The organism is Streptomyces sp. NPDC056452 (assembly GCF_042796085.1).
Lineage (GTDB): Bacteria > Actinomycetota > Actinomycetes > Streptomycetales > Streptomycetaceae > Streptomyces.
Window position 1 is genome coordinate 131577 of the sequence record NZ_JBHTRI010000017.1, and the last position, 21694, is coordinate 153270.

Below are 21694 nucleotides of genomic sequence, written 5' to 3' on the forward strand. Positions count from 1 at the left end.
CACCCTGCGGACGGTGCGGGCCCGTCTTCCCCGGGCCGGAGTCCGGCCCGGGGAAGGCGGGCTGCTGTGCGGGTGCGGTGGCGACGTGCGGGTCAGACGCCGCAGTTGGGGGCGGACCAGGAGCGGCTGGTGCGTCCGTCCACGTGGGTGTGGTCGTTGTGGTCGGGGTAGCCGGGGCCGAAGATGCCGCCGAAGCCGTGCGAGCGAGCGCGCTGGGCGAGCGCGCAGAACGACGGGCTGCCGACCAGATCGGCGGCGTCACCGTAGAGGTGCCGGCTGTTCGAGGCACCGCCCGCCGCGTTGTTGCAGGCCGTCGAGCGGAATCCGCTGGACACGGAGATCGGCACGTCGCCCATCGCGTGCCGCAGGGCCTCCAGCTTCCACATCGTGCGCAGGCCGTTGGACTTTGCCGTCGCGGCGCTCACCGCACCACCGGACCAGTCGGAGTTGCACTTGTTCAGCTCGGCGTAGGTGAAGTGGATGGGGGTGCAGTCCGGGTCCTGCAGCGCGTAGATCTTGCTGAACGTCTGGGAACCCGCGACGCCGTCCGCTCCCAGGCCGTACGCCTGCTGGAACTTGACGACCGCGGCCTTGGTCCGCGGTCCGAAGTTGCCGTCGACGGAGAGGATCTCGCCGTAGTCGACATGCCCGGCCACCCGGATCTGCAGCTGGGTCACGTCGGCGCCCGACATGCCTTCGGACAGGGTGCGGCCCCAGCTGTAGCACTCGTCGGCCTGGGCCGGGGCGGCGGTGGCCAGCACTCCCCCTACCGATGCCGCCATGATCATGACAAACGCTAGGGCGAGTTGGATCGTACGCCTCAACATGGCGCCTCCATTGTGAGTCCTTCCCAATTCCCCGCTAGAGGGTTGAGGCGAGTTTGGCCCCCCTCTCCGTGGCGTGTCCACACCGTCACCATCTGCCACAGGACCAGACCTCCGGCACAACTGGCGTGCAGACAAAGGGAGTTGTGTCACCTGGGGGAATGCGGTGTCCGGCCCCGGCCGGGGTATGCCGCCCGGGCGGGGCGGGGACGCTACTGCCAGACCGCGGAGGCGGCAGCGGCGATCAGCACGGAGGACACGACGGTCATGCCGCTCAGCCGCCCCGCGAGCCGGTCGTCCCAGCGCTCCCCGTCTCCGGAGAGCCTGCGCAGAGCCGGGGTGAGTGCCCGGCCCGCCCCGAAGCCGAGTCCGGCGGCCAGGGCGGGCGCGTAGGAGCCCCCCGACAGGAGCACCGCCACCGCCATCGCGTACGGCGCGCTCGCCGAGACGTACGTGCGCACGCCCGTACCGAGCTCGAAGCCGAACTGCAGGGCGCCGCGGGCCAGATGACGCCGCAGGACGTCCTGCGGTATCTGGCGGGCGTTCTGCGGCAGCCGCAGCGACAGCTTGCCCGCGTCGCGCAGTGCGGCGAGCAGCGCGACGGCCACGATCAGCCCTTGCCGCACGCCGACCGGGAGCGGTGTGAAGAGACCGGACACGAGCCACAGCACCCCGGCCGAAAGCACCCCGCCGGCCAGCAGACCGCAGGTGAACACGCCGAGGACCAGCGCCTGTCTGTACGTTGCCCGCCAACCTGGCGAGGCCAGCGCGAATGCGCTGTTACGCGTTCAAACGGAGCCGGAGAGCGAGTAGCCGGCCAGACCACCGGTGATCGCCCAGGTCAGCACGGGGGCGTGGAGGACGGCGGCGATCACCGCGATCCCGAGGGCCGCCACGGGCAGAACAGGATCGGTGAACAGCGCCCGTACGGCACGGGCGCCGCTCGGCCGGTCCGCGGGACGGACGGACTCGCCCACCTAGACCGTCCCGGTCAGTGTGAGCCAGGTGTTCTGGCCGACCACGCCGTCGGCGGTCAGGCCGTGCAGCGACTGGAAGGAGATGACGGCCTGCCGTGTGAGCGAACCGAAGTTGCCGTCGACCGTCAGCGCGGAGCCGTGCTTGTTGAGCTGCCGCTGCGCTCCCCGTACGGCATCGTTCACGTCTCCCTGGCGCACGGTGACGACCAGGACGGGCCAGGTCGCCGCGCTGACGCTGCCCGTGGGACTGAGCCCTTCCGCCGACTGGAACGCCTCGACCTGCGCCTCGGTGTCCGTGCCGAAGATGCCGTCGACGTCCGTGGGATGGCCGTGGTGGGTGAGCAGATGCTGGATCGTGAAGACGTCGGGCCCGGTGGCGCCGCGGCCGATGGTCGGCCAGGTCACGGAGCCCGGGCAGTCACAGTCGGTGGTCCAGCGGCAGATGGACTTCACCCAGCCGGAGCCGGTGTTGCGGTACCCGTCGTGGCAGCGCCGCTCGATACCGCAGCCGCAGCTGCCGCAGGCCGCGCTGTAGCGCCACAGCCAGCCGTCGTAGGTACCGGCGTAGCACTGGTTGGGCCGCAGGGTCCAGGTGACTCCGTCCGTCCGGTGGAAGCCGGTGTTCGTCCCCGAAGTCACGCACGCGTCGGCATAGATGGTGCTGGGCCCGCAGCCCGGGGAGCAGTTGTGGTCCGCGGCGTAACTGGGGCACGCTCCGGTCCAGATGTCGTATCCGTCGGCGTACGCCTCCCGGGCGGCGGAGAACACCCCCAGTGCGGCGAAGCCCGCGGCGGTCGCCGCCTGCAGCACGGTGCGCCTGGACGGCGCGAAGGAGGGGAGGGCCCCGCGCCCGGTCCGGGAGCGGCGGCCACCGCTCCCTGAGCGGCGCAGCGTGGGCACGTCGTCCAGTGAAGTCATGGCCGGCTCCTCGGCGTTGCGGGTGCGATGTCGTCGAGCAGCCGCAGCAGCGCGGTGGGTGAACCGAGCGGCTCGGAACGCACGATCCGGCGTTCCGGATCGATGGCCACCGCGTAGGGGGTGGCGGGTATGTCGTAGGCCGTGAACAGCTCCGGACGGTGGTCCCTGACCGGGACGGCGCCCTCGTCGGCCTCTGGTCCGGCGCCCGCGTAGAGCCCGAGCACCTGCGGGGCGGCCGTGTCGTCCTGGCGGACCGTCCAGGCGCCGGCTTCGGCGAGCACCTGGCCGCAGGTGCGGCAGTCCGCGTCGAGGAAGAGCAGCAGCGCGGCACGGCCCGGTGCCAGGAGGCCGTCGAGCCCTGCCGGATCGGGGCGGGCCGCATCGAGCCCTGGCGCCTGTGCGCCGGGGGCGATACCCACCCGCCCGGGGCGGTGCGGCTGCGTCCGTGACAGCTGGTGCACCTGCCTGATGAGCCCCGAGACGACCAGCGCGAGCAGCGCGATCGCCGCCCACGAGGCGATCAGGGCGCTGGTGGTGAAGTCCATCGCGTTGGCACTCCTTCGGCGGTCCGGTGCACGGTGGCCCTGTCCTGCTGGTGCGCAGGGGCCCTGGTCGGTGGGTGGACGGTGGCTGCGGTCGGCTCGTGCATGGCGGCGGGCAGGGACCACAACAGCGCGGTGCAGGCGGGAGCCGCGAGCATCAGCGTGATCAGCTCCGCCGTGGAGAGCCGTACGGGGCCGGCCCCGATCACGGCGGCGCCGGTCGTCGCGAGGACGGCAAGGGCCGCGGCCCGCCGGGTCACCCAGCGGCTCAGGGGCACATCCCTGCCGGAACAGCCGCACGGCCCCCCGCGGCCGAGGGCGAGGACGTGCCGCGTGTAGCCGGCGTAGAGCGCGAAGAGGGCGGCCCCCACCGCGAGTACGGCCTGCAGCACCCTCTGGTGACCCGTCAGGAGGGCGGCCGCGCCGGCCGCCCCCAGGACACCCTCCGCGACCGGCAGCACGACGGCCGCCGACCTGCGGAACCGCGGGCCCAGCACGCCGTGCGCCCACAGCGCGTCGCCCAGGGCAGCCGGAGTGGCGGCGTGGGAGCCCGCACCCATGAGCAGGGTCAGGATGATGATGGAGGCGGTCAGCCCGCCGTAGAAGCCGATCACCGGCGGATCACCCGGCGTGCCGCAGCGTGAGCCGCCCGACGAGATCGGGCACCCGCTCGACGGGAGTCGACGCCAGCGGCACCAGCGTGGCCCAGATGTCGGTGGAGGAGAGCACGAAGAACGGGCTGCCGTCGGAGAGGGTGTCGCGGAACAGCTCTCCGGACGCGACCGCCACCCCCTTCCAGGGCGGGAGCTGGGCGGTGTGTTCCTTCGTCCGCCGGGACAGCTCCAGCAGTCCGAGGCCGGGTACCTCCTTGATCACCGTCGCGGGCCGCGCGAAGGCGCTTCCGGCGGAGGGATCCGGCTGGAGGGTCAGCCCGTGCTCGCTCTCCGCGATGCGCACCGACCGGAGCAGTCCGAGCACCGCGGCCACGTCCAGGCCGTACAGCCGGGTCACGAGTGCGTGGCGCTCGCCGCGCCACACGACGAGCGACGGCCGCTCCACGAGCCCCGAGCGCGGCTCGCGTTCGACCGACCGGAAGATGCGCAGCGTGCCCTTCTGGAAGGTGAGTTCGGATTCGGGTGACCCGATGCCCAGGGAGGTGGCGACATCGTCCCCCAAGGAGGCCGGACCGGCGGTGAATTCGACCAGTCGGCCACCGGCCACCACCTCGACGGCCGACGTGCACGGGGACCGGAGGTCGACGTCGCCCTCCAGGTGGTACGTCCCGCCATCGAGTGCGCGATGAGTGACGAACGATGCGGCCATGTGCATCCTCCCGGGGGCGGGGGGTCTGATGTGACACCGCAGCCGCTGAGGAAACTAGACAAGAGTCATGACCCTGTCAATCACCGGGGACCGCCCGCGAGCGGATCAGACACGATCCCGGTCCTTCGTTCCGGCCGGACGATCAAGGGAACACCGGACTTGCCCGGGTGAGCCCATGACCTGACGGTCGTGGTGCCCGGGCAAACCGGCGAAGGTGCGCCCTCGTCGCGCTCCGGCGCAGGAGCGCACATGTGACGCGCGTCAGGAGGTGACGAGCACCTTGCTGAGCAGCGGCAGGTGGTCGGAGGCGGTCGGGGCGGCCTGCACGACGCGGGTGACGAGAGGCGTCACCTTGCTGGTCGTGTAGACGACGTCGATCCGCTCGGTCGGGGCCTCGGCGGGGTACGTCGCACCCTCACCGCGCCCGTGCGGGGACTTCGCCCACGCGTCGGTGTACGCCTCCTGCAACGGCAGGGACTCCGGCGCGGCCGGCAGCGCGTTGAAGTCGCCCACGAGGATCCCGGGCTTCTTCGCCCCGATCAGGTCCACGACCTGATCGGTCTGCCGCAGGCGATCGGTCTGCGAACTGGCGGCCAGGTGCGTGTTGTAGAACTCCACCGCCTTGCCGTGGACGTCGATCGTGGCGTGCAGCAGGCCCCGCTGCTCCTGACCCGGCGACTTGAACAGCCAGGTGTTGTCCGATGCGGTGATCGGGTACCGGGACAGGATCGCGGTGCCGTACTGGACTCGGTGCCCGCCGGGGGTCGGCGGGGCGTTGTCTATGTTGGCGCCGAACACCACGTGGTAGCCGAGCAGGGCTGCCAGCTCGGCGGGCTGGTCGGCCCACTCGCTGCGCTCGGAGTAGTGGTTGTCTACCTCCTGCAGGCCCACGACGTCGGCACCGCTCTCACGGACGACACGGGCGATCCGCTGAAGGTCGAGTCTGTCGTCGGTGCCCTGGGCGTGGTGGATGTTGAACGACATGACGTCCAGCACGCGGGGGCCGGGACGCTGAGTGGCCGGGGTGCCGTCGGCGGCCGAGGCCTGGCCCGTGGCTCCGGCGAGCGCGACGACAACGGCGAGAACGGACAGGGTCCGGCGGAGCATGGTGGCCTCCTGGCACAGAGTTCACGAAGGACCCCGATGATCGTCCGCTCCCCTGGCGTGCCCGTGGCCGCGAGGTGAAGACCGGCTCCCTCGCAGGTGTCCATGCGCTGTCGAGTGCCGATCCGATCGAAACGGTCCATGCTGGCAAGCAAGAACATCGTCGCTTTTCGGCCATGGCCGCCGATCGCGCGAGGAGGAACCATGACCACGTCGCATGGTCCGGCACCGAGCAGCGGAGCGGGACACGACCCCTACGGTGCGGAGCCCGGTCCGATGGGCGACCCGTCGGATGTGCTGGCACGTCTCGGCCGGTCCTGGACCTGGATCCTGGGCTCGGCGATCGCGACGCTGGTACCGGGCCTCCTGATTCTGCTCTGGCCGGACGGGACACTGCACGTCCTGGCGGTCCTCATCGGCCTGTACCTGCTGGTGACCGGGGTGTTCCGCTTCGTGGCCGTCTTCGCCGGGGAGGGCCACGGCGAACGGCTCCCGGGGTTGCTCCTGGCCGTGTTGTACACCCTGGCGGGGGTGCTGTGCCTGCGGAACCCGCTGCAGACCATCGCCGCGCTCTCGCTGATCGTCGGGCTCGTCTGGCTCGTGTCCGGCATCCTCACCCTCTACGCGGCCATCGCCGCCAAGGACCTGCCGCACCGAGGCGTCGTCCTGGGCGCCGCGGTGCTTGCGATCGTGGCGGGAATCGTGGTGCTCGCCCTGCCGGCCGAGTCGGCCCGCGCCCTGACCTGGCTGCTCGGCCTGTGGCTCGTCCTGCTCGGCCTGGCCGAGGTGGCTCTGGCCCTCGCGTGGCGGGCTGCCCTCCGCAGGTAGCGGACCGTCGGCCCGGACGGCACCGCGGCAACGGCCCGCCACACGACGGCCGAGGAAGCGTAGACCTCGGGGCTCAGGACGTCTTCGTCGCGGACCGCTTCCCGCTCCTGCTCGCGCCCTGACCGCTCCGCCGAGGCTTGGCGGGCACGCTCTTCCGTTTCGTGGCCGCCTTGGCCGCGCCCGTCGACGACGGCGCGGTCCGGGCCGGTGCGATCGGCCACTTGAACTCGATCTCCAGCTCGATCTCCCCGTCACCCACCTCGACCTCCAGCTCCCCGCGGAGGTCGTCGGGGATCCGCAGGCTCAGTGTCACCGCGCCCAGTTCCAGTTCGACGTCCCCTCCCTCCCTCAGCGCGGCGGCGATCGCCGTGAGCTGGTCGGCCGCCTCCAGGCGTGACAGCGAGCGCTTCTGCTCAAACTTGAGGTCCTTCATGGGGGTGTCTCCAATCCCCTAGAAACGGCATGACGCCATAGCGCCGATTCTGAAGCGGTGCGCGGGATCGGACATCCGCACAGCCAGGCGGACAACCGGAACACCGCCTACGCCGGGGACAGCCTTCCGAGGCGGCGCTCCAGCCCTCCGTAGGTCCATCGCGTCGCGATCCCTCCCACACCGTCGAATACGACGTGGCACCGATGTCCGCCGCACAAGGGGCTTCGTTGGGCCGATTGCGTGAAAGAGATCAGGAGAGCGCCCCTCGCCCCGGGCCTGAGGCCGCCAAGAGGTTGACCCGCGTGGCGGGTCGCACCCCTCCCTCCGGGCCGGCTGGGACGATGCCCCCATGGCACCCAGGGCAGGTACTGCCGAGAGTTCGGCAACGGCGCGACTCGTCCTGCTGACACTCGCGGCCGGCCAGTTCCTGATGGCGCTCGACAGCTCTGTCATGAACGTCTCGATCGCGACGGTGGCCGACGACGTCGGCACGACGGTCACCGGTGTCCAAGGCGCCATCACGGCCTACACCCTCGTGATGGCGATGTTCATGATTCCCGGCGGCAAGGTCGGGGCGCTGATCGGCCGCAGACGCGCGTTCGTCATCGGCTGCGTCATCTACGGCTGCGGCTCCCTCACCACGGCACTCGCACCGAACCTTCCCGTGCTGCTGCTCGGCTGGTCGTTCCTCGAGGGAATCGGGGCAGCACTCATCCTGCCCGCGATCGTGGCGCTCGTGGCAAGCAACTTCGTCACCGAACGCCGTCCTGCCGCCTACGGACTCGTCGCGGCCGCGGGAGCCGTCGCCATCGCGGTCGGGCCGCTCATCGGCGGTGTCGCCACCACGTACTTCTCCTGGCGCCTGGTCTTCGCCGGCGAGGTCGTGATCGTGCTCGGCATCCTGGTCCTCGCCCGACGCATCACCGACGCGCCGATCGGCGAACGCCGACGCGTCGACCTCGTCGGCGCCACCCTCTCCGCGCTCGGGCTCGGGACCTTCGTCTACGGGGTCCTCCGCTCGGATGAATGGGGTTGGTTCCAGCCGAAACCGGATGCGCCCGCGTGGCTCGGAGTGTCTCTCGTCGTGTGGCTGATGCTCTTGGGCCTCCTCCTGGTGTGGCTCTTCCTCCGTTGGGAGACCCGCCTGGTGAAGCGAGGCGGGGAACCGCTCCTCGACCCGGCGATGCTCCAGAACAAGCAGCTCACCGGCGGGCTGACGATGTTCTTTTTCCAGTACCTCGTCCAGATGGGCGTGTTCTTCGTCGTACCGCTCTATCTGTCCGTCGCCCTGGGCCTGTCCGCGCTGACGACCGGCGCCCGCCTGCTGCCGCTCTCGCTGACGCTCCTGGCGGCCGCCGTCCTGATTCCGCGCTTCCTCCCGGAGGTCTCGCCCCGGCGTGTGGTGCGGCTGGGAAATCTCGCGTTGCTCGCGGGCGCGGTGGTCCTGATGGCAGCGCTCGACGCGGACGCCGGAGCGGAAGTCGTCACCGTCCCCCTCCTGCTGATCGGGCTCGGCATGGGCGCGCTGGCTTCCCAGTTGGGGTCGGTCACCGTGTCCGCGGTGCCGCAGGCGCAGAGCGCCGAGGTCGGCGGCGTACAGAACGCGGTCACCAACCTGGGAGCCTCGATCGGTACGGCACTCGCCGGCTCCATCATGATCGCCGCGCTCGCGTCCTCATTCCTGACCGGCGTCGAGCAGAACCCGGCGGTGCCGGACGATGTGAAGAGCCGGGCAACCGTCGAACTGCAGAACGGGGTGCCGTTCCTGTCCGATGCCCAGCTCACGTCCGCCTTCGACGAAGCGGGCACCCCCGCAGAGGTGAGTGGGGCGGCACTCGATGCGAACGCCGAGGCCAGGATCGACGGCCTGCGTGCCGCACTGGCCATCTTGGCCCTGAGCGCACTCCTCGCGATGTTCTTCACGCACCGGATCCCCGCAAGCCAGCCCCGCTCGGTACAGACGTAGTCGGCCGGATCAGGGAGGCCACAAGAAACTTCCCCGTTCCGGTCCCTCACTCCGGCCGATCGTCATGCCGTGGGTCCAGGAAGGCCGGCTGGGACCGGGCGGGAGCGTGATCTTGTCGAAGAGGTCCTGCCCGACTCCGTCACGAATCAGCGTGTCGATGGCGTCGGCGCGCGGCACGTGCACGAAGGGCCGCCACGGGTAGATCCGGTCGTTGAACCACGGTGTCCGCCAGTCGGTCGTCGTTCTGATGAACTCCCTTGCGAATTGGGCTTCTCGGGCTTCCGGACAGCTGTCCTCGATTTCCAGGCAGCCGTCCAGGCACACGTCCACATAGGACTGGACGATCGGGAATTCCTCGTTCGGAAAGCGCTTGGTGACGTTGGCGAAATACCACACAGAACCGGCGGGAGGGTCTTGGCTCCCCTCCAGTACGGAGATGTCGCCCGCGGGGATGCGGGTCAGCCGGTATCCGGATTCACGGCGTGTGAAGTCTTCGAGTTCCTGCTGGGTGACGGAGAAGAGGACTCCGTTGCAGCTGGCGCCCTTCTTGGGGACGGCTCCGAGATACGTAGGGCCCCAACTGACGGTATCGACCCGGTCGTACCACCCGCGGCTGATGCCCCGGACCTCCACGGGTACGGCCTCTTCCGCCGTGGGCCACGTCGAGGTCCGCGACGCTCGCTGGATCAGGGACCCGTACCCGAAGAGGTAGGTGCGCCCCGTGAGCGGTGGCGAAGGTGCAGGGCTACCCGTCGATGGGGACGTCGGGGGGCCGGCGCCCACGATCGCGCTGCTCCCGCCGAGTGCGATCATCCCTCCCAGCCGCATCGCCGTGCGCCGCTCGATGGTGCACTCAGGGTTCATTCGCCCTCCAGGCCGCATGCTTCGGGAGAGGGGTCTTGTCGGAGTCCGGCTCGACCTGCGTACGACATCATCACGTTCGCCGCCGAGTGGAAGCGATTCGACACGCGCGCGGCTGTTCGGAGGACGCCGGGCAGGGAGCGCACGCGGCGCGCCGCCACGTCGGGAGACGCTCGTCAGTTCCGGTGGACGGGCAAAAAAATAAAGGCAAGGAGATCTCTCTCCCGCCACTCTCAACTTATAGCGCAATGGGGGGCTTGCGGCAAGGCCCGGGTGGTGGCGCAGAATCGTCGGCCGAGGCCACAACCTGCAGAAAGAAGGGCACTACGTGCGTGTGTTGTCGACGCGTGGGGGACGCGGTGACGTCGAATCAGTTGTCGGACCGACAGTGCGGGCGCGGGCGCTCGGGGCGGTGGTGCGGGTGTGCGCGCCGCCCGACCGGGCGGCGCAGCCGCCCGGTTCGTCGGAGGAAGGACGACAGGAGATGACGACGCGCTCGACAAGAAGTTCGACAGAGCTGGAGGTACCGGTGATCCGATCGGCCGCTCCGGTGCAAGGGAGCACGGCTGCCTCGGAGGCATCACGATGATCGACCCATACGTTCTGGATCTTCAAGACGTCGACGAGAAGCAGGTCGCGGTCGTCGGCGGCAAGGGCGCACACCTGGGCGGGCTGTCGCGGATCGAGGGCATCCGCGTGCCGGGTGGCTTCTGCGTGACGACGGACGCCTTCCGGCGGATCATGGCCGAAGAGCCGTCGATCGACGATCGGCTCGATCAGCTGTCGCGCCTGAGCCCGGACGACCGGGAGGGGATCCGCACGCTCAGCGCGCAGGTTCGGCAAGCCATCGAAGAGGTGGCCGTCCCGGACGATCTCGCGGCGGCGATCACCGGTGCGCTCGCCCGGCTCGACGAGCGCGCAGCCTACGCCGTGCGATCCAGCGCGACGGCGGAGGACCTGCCGACTGCCTCCTTCGCCGGCCAGCAGGACACGTACCTGAACGTCGTGGGGCCGGAGGCGATCCTGCGGCACATCAGCCGGTGCTGGGCCTCGCTGTTCACCGAGCGGGCCGTGATCTACCGCCGGCGCAACGGCATCGACCACCGTACGGTCCACATGGCCGTGGTCGTGCAGCAGATGGCCTTCCCCCATGCGTCCGGCATCCTGTTCACGGCCGACCCCGTCACGGGCAACCGGAAGGTCGCCACCGTGGACGCCGGCTTCGGCCTCGGCGAGGCCCTGGTCTCCGGCCTGGTGAACCCGGACGTCTTCACTGTGCGAAACGACGAGGTCGTCTCCAAGGTGATCGCCGCCAAACAGCGTGCCGTTCGCGCCCTCCCGGACGGCGGTACGCAGGAAGTGGCGATCGGCTCCCGGCAGCAGGAGCAGCCGGCGCTGACGGATGCGCAGGTCGTGCGGCTCGTACAGCTCGGGCGGCGGATCGAAGCACACTTCGGCCGACCGCAGGACATCGAATGGTGTCTGGTCGACGACGGCTTCCAGATCGTCCAGAGCCGGCCGATCACGACGCTGTTCCCCATTCCCGAGGCCGGCGACCAGGAGAATCACGTCTACGTCTCCGTCGGTCACGGGCAGATGATGACCGACCCCATGAAGCCCCTTGGGTTCTCCATGTGGCAGCTGACGGCCATGGTGCAGATGCACGAGGCCGGCGGCAGACTGTTCGTCGACGTCACCCGGCGGCTGGCCTCGCCCACGAGCCGCGCCGGTCTCCTGGACGCCATAGGGAGAGGTGATCCGCTGATCAGGGACGCTCTGGAGACCGTCCTCGACCACGACGGCTTCGTCCCGTCTCTCCCGGACGCGAGCCCCGGCGGACCGCCGGCCGGCGGTGCGCCCGCTCCGATCGAGACCGATCCGGCCGTCGTCACCGGGCTGATCGAGCGCAGCCAGGCATCCGTCGCCGCCCTGGAGCGCGACATCCGGACGAAGACCGGAGCGGCGCTGTTCGACTACCTGCTGAAGGCCTTCGAGGAGCACAAGCGAGTCCTCGGTGACCCGCTGAGCATGCAGGCGATCATGGCGGGGATGGACGCCACGTGGTGGCTCAACGACAAGCTGCAGGAGTGGCTGGGCGAGAAGAACGCGGCTGACACTCTGACCCTGTCCGCCCCCGACAACATCACCTCCGAGATGGGACTGGCGCTGCTCGACGTCGCGGACGTGATCCGCCCGTACCCGGAGGTCGTGGCCTTCCTGCAGGGTGTCGAGGACGAGGACTTCCTCGACGAACTGGCGAAGCTCACGGGCGGGGCCGAGGCGCGCGACGCCATCGAGTCCTACCTCGACCGGTACGGCATGCGCTGCGTCGGCGAGATCGACATCACGAGGCCGCGTTGGCGTGAGCGCCCCACCACGCTCGTGCCCGTGATCCTCGACAACGTCAGGATCTTCGAGCCGGGTGCCGCCGAGCGGCGCTTCGAGCAAGGGCGGCAGAAGGCGCAGGAGAAGGAGCAGGACGTGCTGTCGCGCCTGCGTGCCCTGCCGGACGGGGATCGGAAGGCCGACGAGACCAAGCGGATGATCGACCGGGTCCGCACCTTCATCGGATACCGGGAGTACCCGAAATACGGCATCGTCAGCCGCTACTTCGTCTACAAGCAGGCCCTGATGCGGGAGGCCGAGCGCCTTGTGCAGGCGGGCGTGCTCACCGAGAAGGAGGACATCTTCTCTCTCACCTTCCAGGAACTCCACGACGTCGCTCGCTCGAACCAGGTGGACGACCGGCTCATCCAGCAGCGCAAGGAAGCGTTCCGGTCGTACCACGCGCTCACACCGCCCCGGGTGCTCACATCGGACGGCGAGGCGGTCACCGGGGCGTACCGGCGCGATGACGTGCCGGAGGGCGCCTTGGTCGGCCTGCCTGTTTCCGCCGGGACCGTCGAGGGACGGGCCCGCGTCATCCTGGACATGGCGGAGGCCGATCTCGAGGCGGGCGACATCCTGGTCACGACCTTCACGGACCCCAGCTGGTCGCCGCTGTTCGTCGGGATCGCGGGCCTGGTGACGGAGGTGGGCGGCCTGATGACGCACGGCGCGGTGATCGCCCGGGAGTACGGCTTGCCGGCCGTCGTGGGCGTGGAGCAGGCCACCCGGCTGATCCGGGACGGGCAGCGGATCCGCGTGCACGGCACCGACGGGTACATCGAGATCCTGCCCTGACCGACGCTGCCCCTGCCGCGTACGGGGCCTCATCACGTCCTGTACGCGGCACCGCGGACCGGCTCGGACTCGTCCCCCGGCCCTCACGGACCTCCCACGACTCAACAGGCGACATCCAGCACCTCCGATGGCAGGATCAGCGCAACTCACTGACGAAGTGGGCTCGTTGACCGACCGCACATTGGAGATGCCATGTCCGATCGTTCCGTGCTGCCCTTGCTGGCCACCGCGACCGCCACCGTCACCGCCATTGCCGTACTCACGGGCTGCACCAGCACCAAGCCCTCGGGGTCGGGCGGCACGGAACTGGAGTTGGTCAACTCCGGGAAGCTCACGACCTGTACACATCTGCCGTACGAACCCTTCCAGGTACGCAAGGGCGATGCCATCGTCGGCTTCGACGTGGACCTGGTGGATCTGGTCGCCAAGAAGCTCAAGGTCACCCAGGAGATCGTGGACACGCCCTTCGAGGGCATCCAGAGCGGCGAGGACCTCAACGCCCGCAAATGCGACCTCGCGGCGGCGGGCATGACGATCACTCCGGTGCGTGCCAAGAACCTCGACTTCTCCGCAGCCTATTTCGACGCCACGCAGGCCCTGGTCGCCAAGAAGGGGTCCTCCTTCACCTCCCTGGCGAGCCTCAAGGGAAAGAAGCTCGGGGTCCAGCAGGGCACCACCGGAGAGACGTACGCGCAGAAGAACGCCCCGGGGGTGACGACCGTGCAGTTCGAGGATCTGGCTCTGCTGCTCACGGCCGTGAAGACCGGACAGGTCGACGCCGCGGTGAACGACAACGGCGTGCTCTTCGAGTACGTGCGGAAGAACCCGGACACCCAGGTCACCGCCGAGTTCGATACGGGCGAGCAGTACGGCATCGGAGTGCGTACCGGAAACGATGCCTTGCGCAAGGAGGTCGACGCGGTGATCAGCAAGGCCAAATCCGACGGAAGTTACGACCGCATCTACAAGAAGTGGTTCCCCGCCGCCCCCACGAGTTGAGGAATCCACCACTGATGCCCATATCCCGCCGACAACGCACCCGCGTCATCCGGGGTGTTCAATACGCTGTCCTCGCCGCTGTCCTGCTCGCCGTCGCCCTGATCGCCGACTGGGGCGAGATCGGACGGGCGTTCTTCGATGTGGACGTGGCCAAGGCGCAGTTCCCCGACATCATCACCACCGCCCTCGTCAACACCGTCATCTACACGCTGCTCGGCTTCGGTTTCGGGCTGGCCATGGGGCTCCTCCTCGCACTGATGAGGCTGTCGCAGGTCCCTCCGTACCGCTGGCTGGCCATTGCCTACATCGAGTTCTTCCGCGGGGTTCCCGCCCTGCTGGTCTTCATCGCCCTGGGATTCGGCGTCCCGCTCGCCTTCCAGGTGGCGCTCAACCAGTATGTGACGGTGATGCTGGCGCTGGGGCTCGTCGGCGCCGCCTACATGGCGGAGACGATACGAGCCGGGATCCAGGCCGTCCCCAAGGGGCAGATGGAGGCGGCGCGTTCACTCGGGATGTCACAGGGCCGGGCCATGGTGTCCATCATCATTCCGCAGGCCCTGCGCATCGTTCTGCCCCCGCTCACCAATGAACTGATCCTGCTCACCAAGGACTCGTCCCTGGTGTATCTGCTGGGCCTGTCACTCGCCCAGTACGAGTTGGCGAAGTTCGGTCGGGATGCCCTGAACCAGAATCGCAGCCTGACCCCGATCCTGGTCGCCGGACTCTGCTACCTGATCATCACCCTGCCGCTCGGCCACTTGGTCCGACGGCTCGAAGCGCGTGCGGCGAGGGCGAGGTGAGCGCGATGAAGGCGGCTCCTGTGACGGACGGCGCGGCGGCGGCGAACACACCGGCGATCGAGGTGCGGGGCCTGCACAAGTCGTTCGGGACCCTGGAGGTGCTCGCGGGCATCGACTTCACGGTCGCCCGGGGCGAGGTGGTGTGCGTCATCGGCCCGTCCGGCTCGGGCAAGTCCACGCTGCTCCGCTGTGTGAACCTGCTGGAGGAGCCCACCTCGGGAACGGTCATGGTGGCCGGCGCCGAGGTCACCGATCCGGATGTGGACATCGACAGGGTGCGCCGGCGGATCGGCATGGTCTTCCAGTCGTTCAACCTCTTCCCGCACCTCACGGCGCTGGAGAACCTGACGCTGCCTCAGCGACGTGTTCTCGGGCGCGACAAGGCGCAGGCGGCGCGGATCGCCCGCGAACGGCTGGCCCGGGTGGGCCTGACCGACAAGGAGTCCGCCTACCCGGCGCAGCTGTCCGGCGGTCAGCAGCAGCGGGTGGCGATCGCGCGGGCACTGGCCATGGACCCGGAACTGATGCTCTTCGACGAGCCGACCTCCGCCCTCGACCCGGAACTGGTGGGGGACGTCCTCGCCGTGATGCGCTCACTGGCCGACGACGGAATGACGATGCTCGTCGTCACCCATGAGATGAGTTTCGCCAGGGAGGTCGCGGACCGCGTCGTCTTCATGGACGGCGGGGTCATCGTCGAGGAGGGCACCCCGGAGCAGGTGATCGGCGCGCCGGGCCATGCCCGTACCCGGTCCTTCCTCGCGCGCCTGCTCACCCCGGCCACCGCGGGCCTCAGCGAGGATCCGGCCGGGGATGCCGACGGGTCGGGAAAACGGCCCGACCGCCCGCTCTAGAACCGGAGCCGGAGGGGACGGGGAGCGACTCCCTTTCCCCCTCCGGCTCTGCGAGCGCCTTCCCGACGGCCCCACTCGTTGCGCCGAACGGCAGGGTGGTACTCAGTCCTCAGTCCTCGGTCCTCAGTCCTCGGTCCCGCCCTCGACGAGTCGTCGCAGCGAGGGAAGCAACGCGTCGATGTCCTGACCGGTCCGGAACGCGACGACCGTGGTACCTGTTCCCGTCGTCGGCGAGTCGGCCGCCGGGAAGAGAGCGAGCACCTCACGCATCGCCTCGTCCACCTCGCCGACCGGATCCGTGGTCTCTCCCCGGAGCCAGCGGCGCAGCACGTGGTTGTGGGCCGCGACCACCGCGGCCGACATGAGTTCGGCCCGGAGTGACGCCGACTGGGCCGAGTCGCCCATCCAGTCCGCGATGAACTCGCGGAACAGCCGCTGGTAGCGCGCCACGCTGGCGATCTCGCGGTCGCGGAGGGTGGCCACCTTGCTGGTGAGCAGGTACCGCCGGCGCGCGAGGTCGCCTTCGTCCAGGTAGTGCAGCAGGACCAGGCGGACCGCATCGGAGACGGCGACGAGGGCTGTGCTGTGGCTGGAGGTGGCCAGCCGGTCCCTGATCAGGTCCAGGAGCCGGTCGTGGTCGGGGAAGATCACGTCTTCCTTGGACCGGTAGTGCCGGAAGAACGTCGTACGGCCCAGACCGGCGCGTTCGGCGATGTCGTCGACGGTTGTCCGGTCGTATCCGCCCTCGTCGAAGAGCGCGAAGGCGGCGTCTGCGAGTCGGGTCCGCGCGGATGGCTTGCTCATGATCGCCCATCTTTCCCCGTTTCGGCCTCCGGAGGCCACTTGCCCTGCCGAATGATACTGAGTACCGTCAAGGCGAGATTCAGTACCGCTGGAGGTTCGGTGTGAGTTCCATGGCACACAGCGAGTCCGAGCTGCCGATCCAGCCGCTCCACGACGGCTGGGCACCGACGAAGCGTGACGCAGCCGCCGGGCCGGGAGCTCCGCGTGAGGCCGCCCCGCACTGCCCGCCGCCCCGGCCACCCCGCCCTGCCCTCCTCACCGCCACGAGCCCAGGAGCAACCGTGTACTACCGGACCACCAACGAGCCCGCACCGGAGACCGCCGAGGAACCCTCCCTTCTCCGCTTCCAGCGGTGCACCTGGTGCACCAGCGCCCTGTTCGGCCACCGAGCCATCTGCCCCCACTGCGGCAGCGAAGAGCTCACCTGGGAGGACAGCCAGGGCTCCGGCCGGATAGACGACTACGAATACAGGCCGCGAAAGGGGCACATACCCCGCCTCGTGTGCCTGGTCGGCCTGGATGACGGCTTCCGCATCGAGGCACGCCTCAGCGGGTGCACCCTGCCCGCACCCAGCATCGGCACACGGGTGCGTTTCCAGCACTTCACGGACGGCAGAGTGCCCGTTTTCACGGTCCTGGCACCCGCTACCGCGTAAGCGTCACCTTGCTCGCGGACAGCCACCGACCGACAGGCAGGCGCTGCCGGAACCCCTGGGAACAACCACACGCCCCTGAGCGACATTTCAGGCAGTCAAGACACGCGCACAAGATCCACACCCTGTGACGGTCTCCAACTCCCCTTATTTCAGAGGCACTTACTCGCCAGTCGCGATCTTGTGTCGTAGGTCACACTGCGAGGCCCTGGCTCGCGCAACCGCACATCCTGGCACCATGCACGACCGTACTTGTCCGTAACCCGGTCAACGAAAGGTCAGGTGCACTAGATGAGAGTCACTGCCCGTCGCGTCGGGGCGCTGATATCCGCGCTCGCCGTTGCGACCGGTCTCCAGTTCGCCGTCTCCCCCACCGCGCAAGGTGCGATCATCGGCGATCTTCGCCTCGCCCCCTCCGTAACCGCCGTACAGAACAGCTGGATTGTCGTCCTGAAGGACGGCAGCACCCGTGCCGCCGATCTCGGCGTCACGCCCAAGCACACCTTCCGCAATGTCCTCGCGGGCTTCTCGGCCTCCTTGTCGGAGGCGAGGGCGAAGGCGCTCTCGGCCGATCCGCGCGTGGCGTACGTCGAGCAGAACTCGATCGTGCGGCTCAACGAGACCCAGGCGAACGCAACCTGGGGCCTCGACCGGGTCGACCAGCGGAACCTGCCGCTGTCGACTACGTACGCGCACGTCACGTCCGCTTCGAACGTGAACGCGTACATCGTCGACACCGGAATCCGCACCTCCCACAACGAGTTCGGCGGCCGCGCGAGCGTCGGCAAGGACACGGTCGGCGACGGCCGCAACGGCCAGGACTGCCAGGGCCACGGCACGCACGTCGCGGGCACGGTCGGCGGCAAGACGTACGGCGTCGCCAAGGGCGCCAAGCTGATCGCCGTTCGCGTTCTGGACTGCGAGGGCTCCGGCACCACCGCCGGCGTCATCGCAGGCATCGACTGGGTGACGGCCAACGCCAGGAAGCCGGCCGTCGCCAACATGAGCCTCGGCGGCAGCGCCAGCGCCTCGCTCGACGACGCGGTGAAGAAGTCGATCGCCTCCGGCGTCAGTTACTCGATCGCCGCGGGCAACGGTCTCCCGATCCTTGGCCTCCCCGCGAACGCGTGCAACTACTCACCCGCCCGCGTCCCCGAGGCGATCACGGTCGGCGCGACGGACAGGACAGACGCCCGCGCCTCGTTCTCCAACTACGGCACGTGCCTGGACCTGTTCGCGCCGGGGGTGGACATCACCTCGGCGTGGAAGGACAGCGACTCCGCCACGAACACCATCTCGGGCACGTCCATGGCAACCCCGCACACGGCGGGCGTGGCGGCGCTCTACCTCTCCGCCCACCCGACCGCGACCCCGGCCCAGGTCCGGAACGCTCTGGTGAACAACGCGACGAGCGGTAAGGTCCAGAACCCCCTCACGGGTTCGCCGAACAAGCTGCTGCACTCGCTGTTCTAGAACGGCGGGAACACATGGTGCCCGAGGAGCTCCCACCCGGCAGGGTGCGGCAACTCCTCGGGCACCGGCCGTGCGGCACCTGCGACTCGGTCAGGTCACAGAACCTTCGAGAGGAACCCCTGGTGCGGTTCGGCGGCATCGCCCCCCCCGGCTGCCTGGCCGCTGGTGCCGGTCCGGTCGCCGCAGGCGCTCAGAGCAAAATTTGTTGACATGCAGGGGTGGAGTGTCGGACGTTCAGCCGTGACCCACCGATGCGCCACCCGGACGGAGAAATGGCACGCAGATGACTTTCAGAGGAGGGAACCCGAAGCCAGGGCGCGGGCGGCGCCCGGCGGCGCCTGCCGCGGTGGACGCGGGCCCGCGGTATGAGCTGAGGCAACTGGTCCCCGTCCCCGTGAAGAGTGTCTCGGAGCAGGTGCACACCGCAGGACGGGTCAAGGACCTGGGGAAGACGGTGCAGTTCAGCTGGCCCGGGGTGTACTTCGAGGGCCGCTTCCGCGGGACCGGGCTCGGGGTGGTACTCGACTGCGCGGCCGCCGACTACGACGTCCAGGTCGACGGGGCCGCCGTCGCCACCCTGGTCACACCCGGCGACACCACGCACTGGATCAACGGCCTGCGGGACAGCGAGCACACGGTCCGAGTCGTCAAACGCAATGACACCCCGGGCGACACCAGTACGTTCGGAGGCTTCGTCGCCGTGCCCGGGGGCGCCGTACTGGGCAGGCCGGCGCCCCGTGACCGCCAGATCGAGTTCATCGGGGACTCCATCACGGTGGGCTACGGCAATGTGTCGGGCACCAGCGACTGCAATCCGGAGCAGCTCAGACGGAACACCAACAGCGACGTGAGCCACGGCGCCCTCACCGCCCAGCAGCTGGACGCCGATTACCAGATCAACGGCTTCTCCGGCCTCGGCATGGTGCGCAACGTCGCCGGCATCTGCCCGGACGTCACGTACCGGACCTACTACGACCGCGCCCTGCTGAACGTGGACGGCGACGTCTGGCAGAACCCGGGAACGTGGCGTCCCCAGATCGTGGTGGTCAACCTCGGCTCCAACGACTTCTCCGACCTCACCCCCGGTGAACCGTGGACGCCCGACAGCCTCGCGGCCGCCTACCGCACCGCCTACGGTGAGTTCCTCCGGAAATTGCGGACTCGCTACGGTGCCGGCACCGCCCTCGTAGCCGTCGGCTTCGACAGAAATGCCGAGCATGTGCGGCAAGTGGTCGAGGCGCGCAACGCCGCCCGCGACAGCCGGGTCCACTACTGGTTTCTCGATCAGTCGGGCCTGGACTTCCTCGGATGTGACGGGCACACCTCGGCTCACGACGACCGGGTGATCGCCGACCGGCTTGCCCCGTTCCTCAGGAGCCTGCCGACGGGTTGGTAAGGGACGGGGCCACCCGTGAACCGGGCAAGGACTGCTGCCCCCGATGCCGGACGTTCTCGGTCGGCCTGGGCTGAGGTCGACCTGGGCTGAGGCTGTCCCGTAGGACATCGACGAAGCGGGCCTCCGGGACCGGCCCACGACCGGCTCACGACCGGGGGCGGTCGTCCTTCGATCTGCCGCCGGACGCCCCGGGTCCGCCCGGCTCCATGGGCTCCCCCGGGGTGGAGAGCTGGGCGACCGCGTCCACGCCGACCACCGCTCCGGTGGACTTCCTTCCGCGTCGCAGCCTGCTCTCCAGCCATGAGGCGAACGTGGTGAGCGCGAAGTTCAGCACGACGAAGATCGCCGCGACGACGGTGAAGCACGCGATCGTGTTGGCCCCGTAGTTCGCGCTCATCGGGCGGACCGAGGCGAGAAGCTCGGAGAAGCCGAGCAGCGCGCCGCCGAGCGCGGTGTCCTTCACGATGACCACCAGCTGGCTGACCAGCGCCGGCAGCATCGCGGTGACCGCCTGTGGGAGCAGCACGTTCGTCATGGTCTGGCCCTTGCGCATGCCGATCGCCTTGGCGGCATCCGTCTGTCCACGGGGCAGCGACAGGATGCCTGCGCGCACCACCTCGGCGAGCACCGAGGCGTTGTAGAGGACGAGCCCGGTGACCACGGCGTACAGCGGCCGGCTGTCGGGACTGACGTCGGTGAACTCCGCGAGCGCCGCGTTGGCGAAGAGCATCAGGATCAGCACGGGAATGGCCCGGAAGAACTCGACGACGGTTCCGCCCGCTCCGCGCACCCACCAGTGTTCGGAGAGCCGGGCAATACCGAAGAACGCCCCGAGGGGCAGCGCGATGACCATGGCGAGCACGGCGGCAAGGATGGTGTTCTTCAGCCCCGGCCAGATGTACGTGGACCAGGCACGGGAGTCCGTGAAGAAGGGCCGCCATTTCGCCCATTCGAGCTGGTTCTTGTCCGCGAGGCTCTGGATCACCCACCAGGCCACGAGGCCGAGTGCCAGCAGGAACACGATCGTGTAGAGGACGTTGCGCCGTTTGGCGCCCGGCCCTGGTTCGTCGTAGAGGACGGAGGTCATCGCTTCACGGCAACCTTCTTGCTGACCCAGCCGAGGAACAGCCCGGTCGGCAGGGTGAGGCAGATGAATCCGCCCGCGAAGACGGCGGAGATGAGGATGAGCTGGGCCTCGTTCTCGATCATCTCCCGCATCAGGGTCGCCGCTTCGGCGACCCCGATCGCGGCGGCCACGGTGGTGTTCTTCGTCAGGGCGATCAGTACGTTCGCCAGCGGGCCCACCACGGAGCGGAAGGCCTGCGGAAGGACGATGAGCCTGAGCACCTGGGGGAAGCTCAGGCCGATGGCGCGCGCGGCCTCCGTCTGCCCGAGGGGCACGGTGTTGATGCCGGAGCGGAGCGCCTCGCACACGAATGCGGACGTGTAGGCGATCAAGCCGAGCACGGCGAGCCGGAAGTTGATGGTCTCGAAGTCTTCGGCTCCGAGGCTGACGCCCAGGGTCTGGAACAGTCCGAGCGAGGTGAAGATGATGATCACCGTCAGGGGGATGTTCCGTACGACGTTCACATAGGCGGTGCCGAAACCGCGCATGAGGGGAACGGGGCTGACCCGCATGGCGGCCAGGAACGTTCCCCAGATCAGGGCGCCGATCGCGGAGTAGACGGTGAGCTGCACCGTCACCCAGAAGGCCCCCAGCAGGTCGTAACCTTCAAGAAAATCGAACACGATCTCC

At 69.2% G+C, this 21694-nt stretch carries 22 protein-coding genes; 9 read left to right on the forward strand and 13 right to left on the reverse strand.

Annotation, left to right across the window (positions count from 1 at the left end; all coding sequences use genetic code 11):
• Positions 1 to 92: 92 nt before the first annotated feature.
• From ACFQ6X_RS18625 to ACFQ6X_RS18660, 8 genes are all read right to left on the reverse strand, one after another.
• The gene (locus ACFQ6X_RS18625) at positions 93 to 827 is read right to left on the reverse strand and encodes a D-Ala-D-Ala carboxypeptidase family metallohydrolase (protein WP_383182738.1); all 735 of its coding nucleotides are present in this window, start codon (positions 825 to 827) and stop codon (positions 93 to 95) included.
• Between the two features lie 209 nt (positions 828 to 1036).
• Positions 1037 to 1540, reverse strand: coding sequence for a hypothetical protein (locus ACFQ6X_RS18630; protein WP_383182740.1), 504 nt, complete (start codon positions 1538 to 1540; stop codon positions 1037 to 1039).
• A 72-nt stretch (positions 1541 to 1612) separates the two neighbouring features.
• Positions 1613 to 1801, reverse strand: coding sequence for a hypothetical protein (locus ACFQ6X_RS18635; protein WP_383182742.1), 189 nt, complete (start codon positions 1799 to 1801; stop codon positions 1613 to 1615).
• Positions 1802 to 2719: a peptidoglycan-binding protein gene (locus tag ACFQ6X_RS18640; RefSeq protein ID WP_383182744.1), complete on the reverse strand. Its 918-nt coding sequence runs from the start codon at positions 2717 to 2719 to the stop codon at positions 1802 to 1804.
• Positions 2716 to 3264: a hypothetical protein gene (locus ACFQ6X_RS18645; RefSeq protein WP_383182746.1), complete on the reverse strand. Its 549-nt coding sequence runs from the start codon at positions 3262 to 3264 to the stop codon at positions 2716 to 2718. Before ACFQ6X_RS18645 ends, ACFQ6X_RS18640 begins: the two co-directional genes overlap by 4 nt.
• A complete protein-coding gene (locus tag ACFQ6X_RS18650; protein WP_383182748.1) occupies positions 3240 to 3875 on the reverse strand; it encodes a MauE/DoxX family redox-associated membrane protein in 636 nt (211 codons plus the stop codon). The genes ACFQ6X_RS18645 and ACFQ6X_RS18650 overlap by 25 nt, the downstream gene beginning before the upstream one ends.
• Before the next feature lie 7 nt (positions 3876 to 3882).
• Positions 3883 to 4584, reverse strand: a complete 702-nt coding sequence (locus ACFQ6X_RS18655) for a hypothetical protein (protein WP_383182750.1) — start codon at positions 4582 to 4584, stop codon at positions 3883 to 3885.
• Positions 4585 to 4845: 261 nt separating this feature from the next.
• Positions 4846 to 5691 (reverse strand): endonuclease/exonuclease/phosphatase family protein, encoded by an 846-nt coding sequence (locus ACFQ6X_RS18660; protein WP_383182752.1) that lies wholly within the window; start codon positions 5689 to 5691, stop codon positions 4846 to 4848.
• 201 nt (positions 5692 to 5892) lie between these two features.
• Between ACFQ6X_RS18660 and ACFQ6X_RS18665 the strand changes: the two genes are divergently transcribed.
• The gene (locus ACFQ6X_RS18665) at positions 5893 to 6516 is read left to right on the forward strand and encodes an HdeD family acid-resistance protein (protein ID WP_383182754.1); all 624 of its coding nucleotides are present in this window, start codon (positions 5893 to 5895) and stop codon (positions 6514 to 6516) included.
• A 73-nt stretch (positions 6517 to 6589) separates the two neighbouring features.
• Here the strand turns inward: ACFQ6X_RS18665 and ACFQ6X_RS18670 are convergent, their stop codons facing one another.
• A complete protein-coding gene (locus ACFQ6X_RS18670) occupies positions 6590 to 6949 on the reverse strand; it encodes an amphi-Trp domain-containing protein (RefSeq protein WP_383182755.1) in 360 nt (119 codons plus the stop codon).
• A 349-nt stretch (positions 6950 to 7298) separates the two neighbouring features.
• On the opposite strand from ACFQ6X_RS18670, the gene ACFQ6X_RS18675 reads away from it, so the two are divergent.
• A complete protein-coding gene (locus ACFQ6X_RS18675) occupies positions 7299 to 8915 on the forward strand; it encodes an MFS transporter (RefSeq protein WP_383182757.1) in 1617 nt (538 codons plus the stop codon).
• 9 nt (positions 8916 to 8924) lie between these two features.
• Here ACFQ6X_RS18675 and ACFQ6X_RS18680 read toward each other — a convergent pair whose 3' ends face one another.
• Positions 8925 to 9779 (reverse strand): gamma-glutamylcyclotransferase family protein, encoded by an 855-nt coding sequence (locus ACFQ6X_RS18680; RefSeq protein WP_383182759.1) that lies wholly within the window; start codon positions 9777 to 9779, stop codon positions 8925 to 8927.
• 582 nt (positions 9780 to 10361) lie between these two features.
• Between ACFQ6X_RS18680 and rph the strand changes: the two genes are divergently transcribed.
• From rph to ACFQ6X_RS18700, 4 genes are all read left to right on the forward strand, one after another.
• Complete coding sequence (gene rph / locus ACFQ6X_RS18685) at positions 10362 to 12959, forward strand: rifamycin-inactivating phosphotransferase (RefSeq protein WP_383182761.1); 2598 nt, start codon at positions 10362 to 10364, stop codon at positions 12957 to 12959.
• 192 nt (positions 12960 to 13151) lie between these two features.
• The gene (locus ACFQ6X_RS18690) at positions 13152 to 13958 is read left to right on the forward strand and encodes an ABC transporter substrate-binding protein (protein WP_383182763.1); all 807 of its coding nucleotides are present in this window, start codon (positions 13152 to 13154) and stop codon (positions 13956 to 13958) included.
• Positions 13959 to 13972: 14 nt separating this feature from the next.
• Positions 13973 to 14758: an amino acid ABC transporter permease gene (locus tag ACFQ6X_RS18695; RefSeq protein WP_383182765.1), complete on the forward strand. Its 786-nt coding sequence runs from the start codon at positions 13973 to 13975 to the stop codon at positions 14756 to 14758.
• Positions 14759 to 14763: 5 nt separating this feature from the next.
• On the forward strand, positions 14764 to 15612 hold the full coding sequence (locus ACFQ6X_RS18700) for an amino acid ABC transporter ATP-binding protein (RefSeq protein ID WP_383182767.1): 849 nt from the start codon (positions 14764 to 14766) through the stop codon (positions 15610 to 15612).
• 123 nt (positions 15613 to 15735) lie between these two features.
• On the opposite strand, the gene ACFQ6X_RS18705 is transcribed toward ACFQ6X_RS18700, so the two are convergent.
• Positions 15736 to 16416 (reverse strand): TetR/AcrR family transcriptional regulator, encoded by a 681-nt coding sequence (locus ACFQ6X_RS18705; protein ID WP_383182769.1) that lies wholly within the window; start codon positions 16414 to 16416, stop codon positions 15736 to 15738.
• A 110-nt stretch (positions 16417 to 16526) separates the two neighbouring features.
• On the opposite strand from ACFQ6X_RS18705, the gene ACFQ6X_RS18710 reads away from it, so the two are divergent.
• The 3 genes from ACFQ6X_RS18710 to ACFQ6X_RS18720 all read left to right on the forward strand — a co-directional run bounded on the left by ACFQ6X_RS18710 (position 16527) and on the right by ACFQ6X_RS18720 (position 19938).
• Positions 16527 to 17072, forward strand: a complete 546-nt coding sequence (locus ACFQ6X_RS18710; RefSeq protein WP_383182798.1) for a Zn-ribbon domain-containing OB-fold protein — start codon at positions 16527 to 16529, stop codon at positions 17070 to 17072.
• Positions 17073 to 17360: 288 nt separating this feature from the next.
• Positions 17361 to 18542 carry a S8 family peptidase gene (locus ACFQ6X_RS18715; protein ID WP_383182771.1) on the forward strand — a complete coding sequence of 394 codons (1182 nt, stop codon included), beginning with the start codon at positions 17361 to 17363 and terminating at the stop codon, positions 18540 to 18542.
• A 394-nt stretch (positions 18543 to 18936) separates the two neighbouring features.
• Positions 18937 to 19938 (forward strand): GDSL-type esterase/lipase family protein, encoded by a 1002-nt coding sequence (locus tag ACFQ6X_RS18720; protein ID WP_383182773.1) that lies wholly within the window; start codon positions 18937 to 18939, stop codon positions 19936 to 19938.
• A 145-nt stretch (positions 19939 to 20083) separates the two neighbouring features.
• On the opposite strand, the gene ACFQ6X_RS18725 is transcribed toward ACFQ6X_RS18720, so the two are convergent.
• Both ACFQ6X_RS18725 and ACFQ6X_RS18730 read right to left on the reverse strand, forming a co-directional pair.
• On the reverse strand, positions 20084 to 21025 hold the full coding sequence (locus tag ACFQ6X_RS18725) for an amino acid ABC transporter permease (protein WP_383182775.1): 942 nt from the start codon (positions 21023 to 21025) through the stop codon (positions 20084 to 20086).
• Positions 21022 to 21687, reverse strand: coding sequence for an amino acid ABC transporter permease (locus tag ACFQ6X_RS18730; RefSeq protein WP_383182777.1), 666 nt, complete (start codon positions 21685 to 21687; stop codon positions 21022 to 21024). The genes ACFQ6X_RS18725 and ACFQ6X_RS18730 overlap by 4 nt, the downstream gene beginning before the upstream one ends.
• Positions 21688 to 21694: the final 7 nt, after the last annotated feature.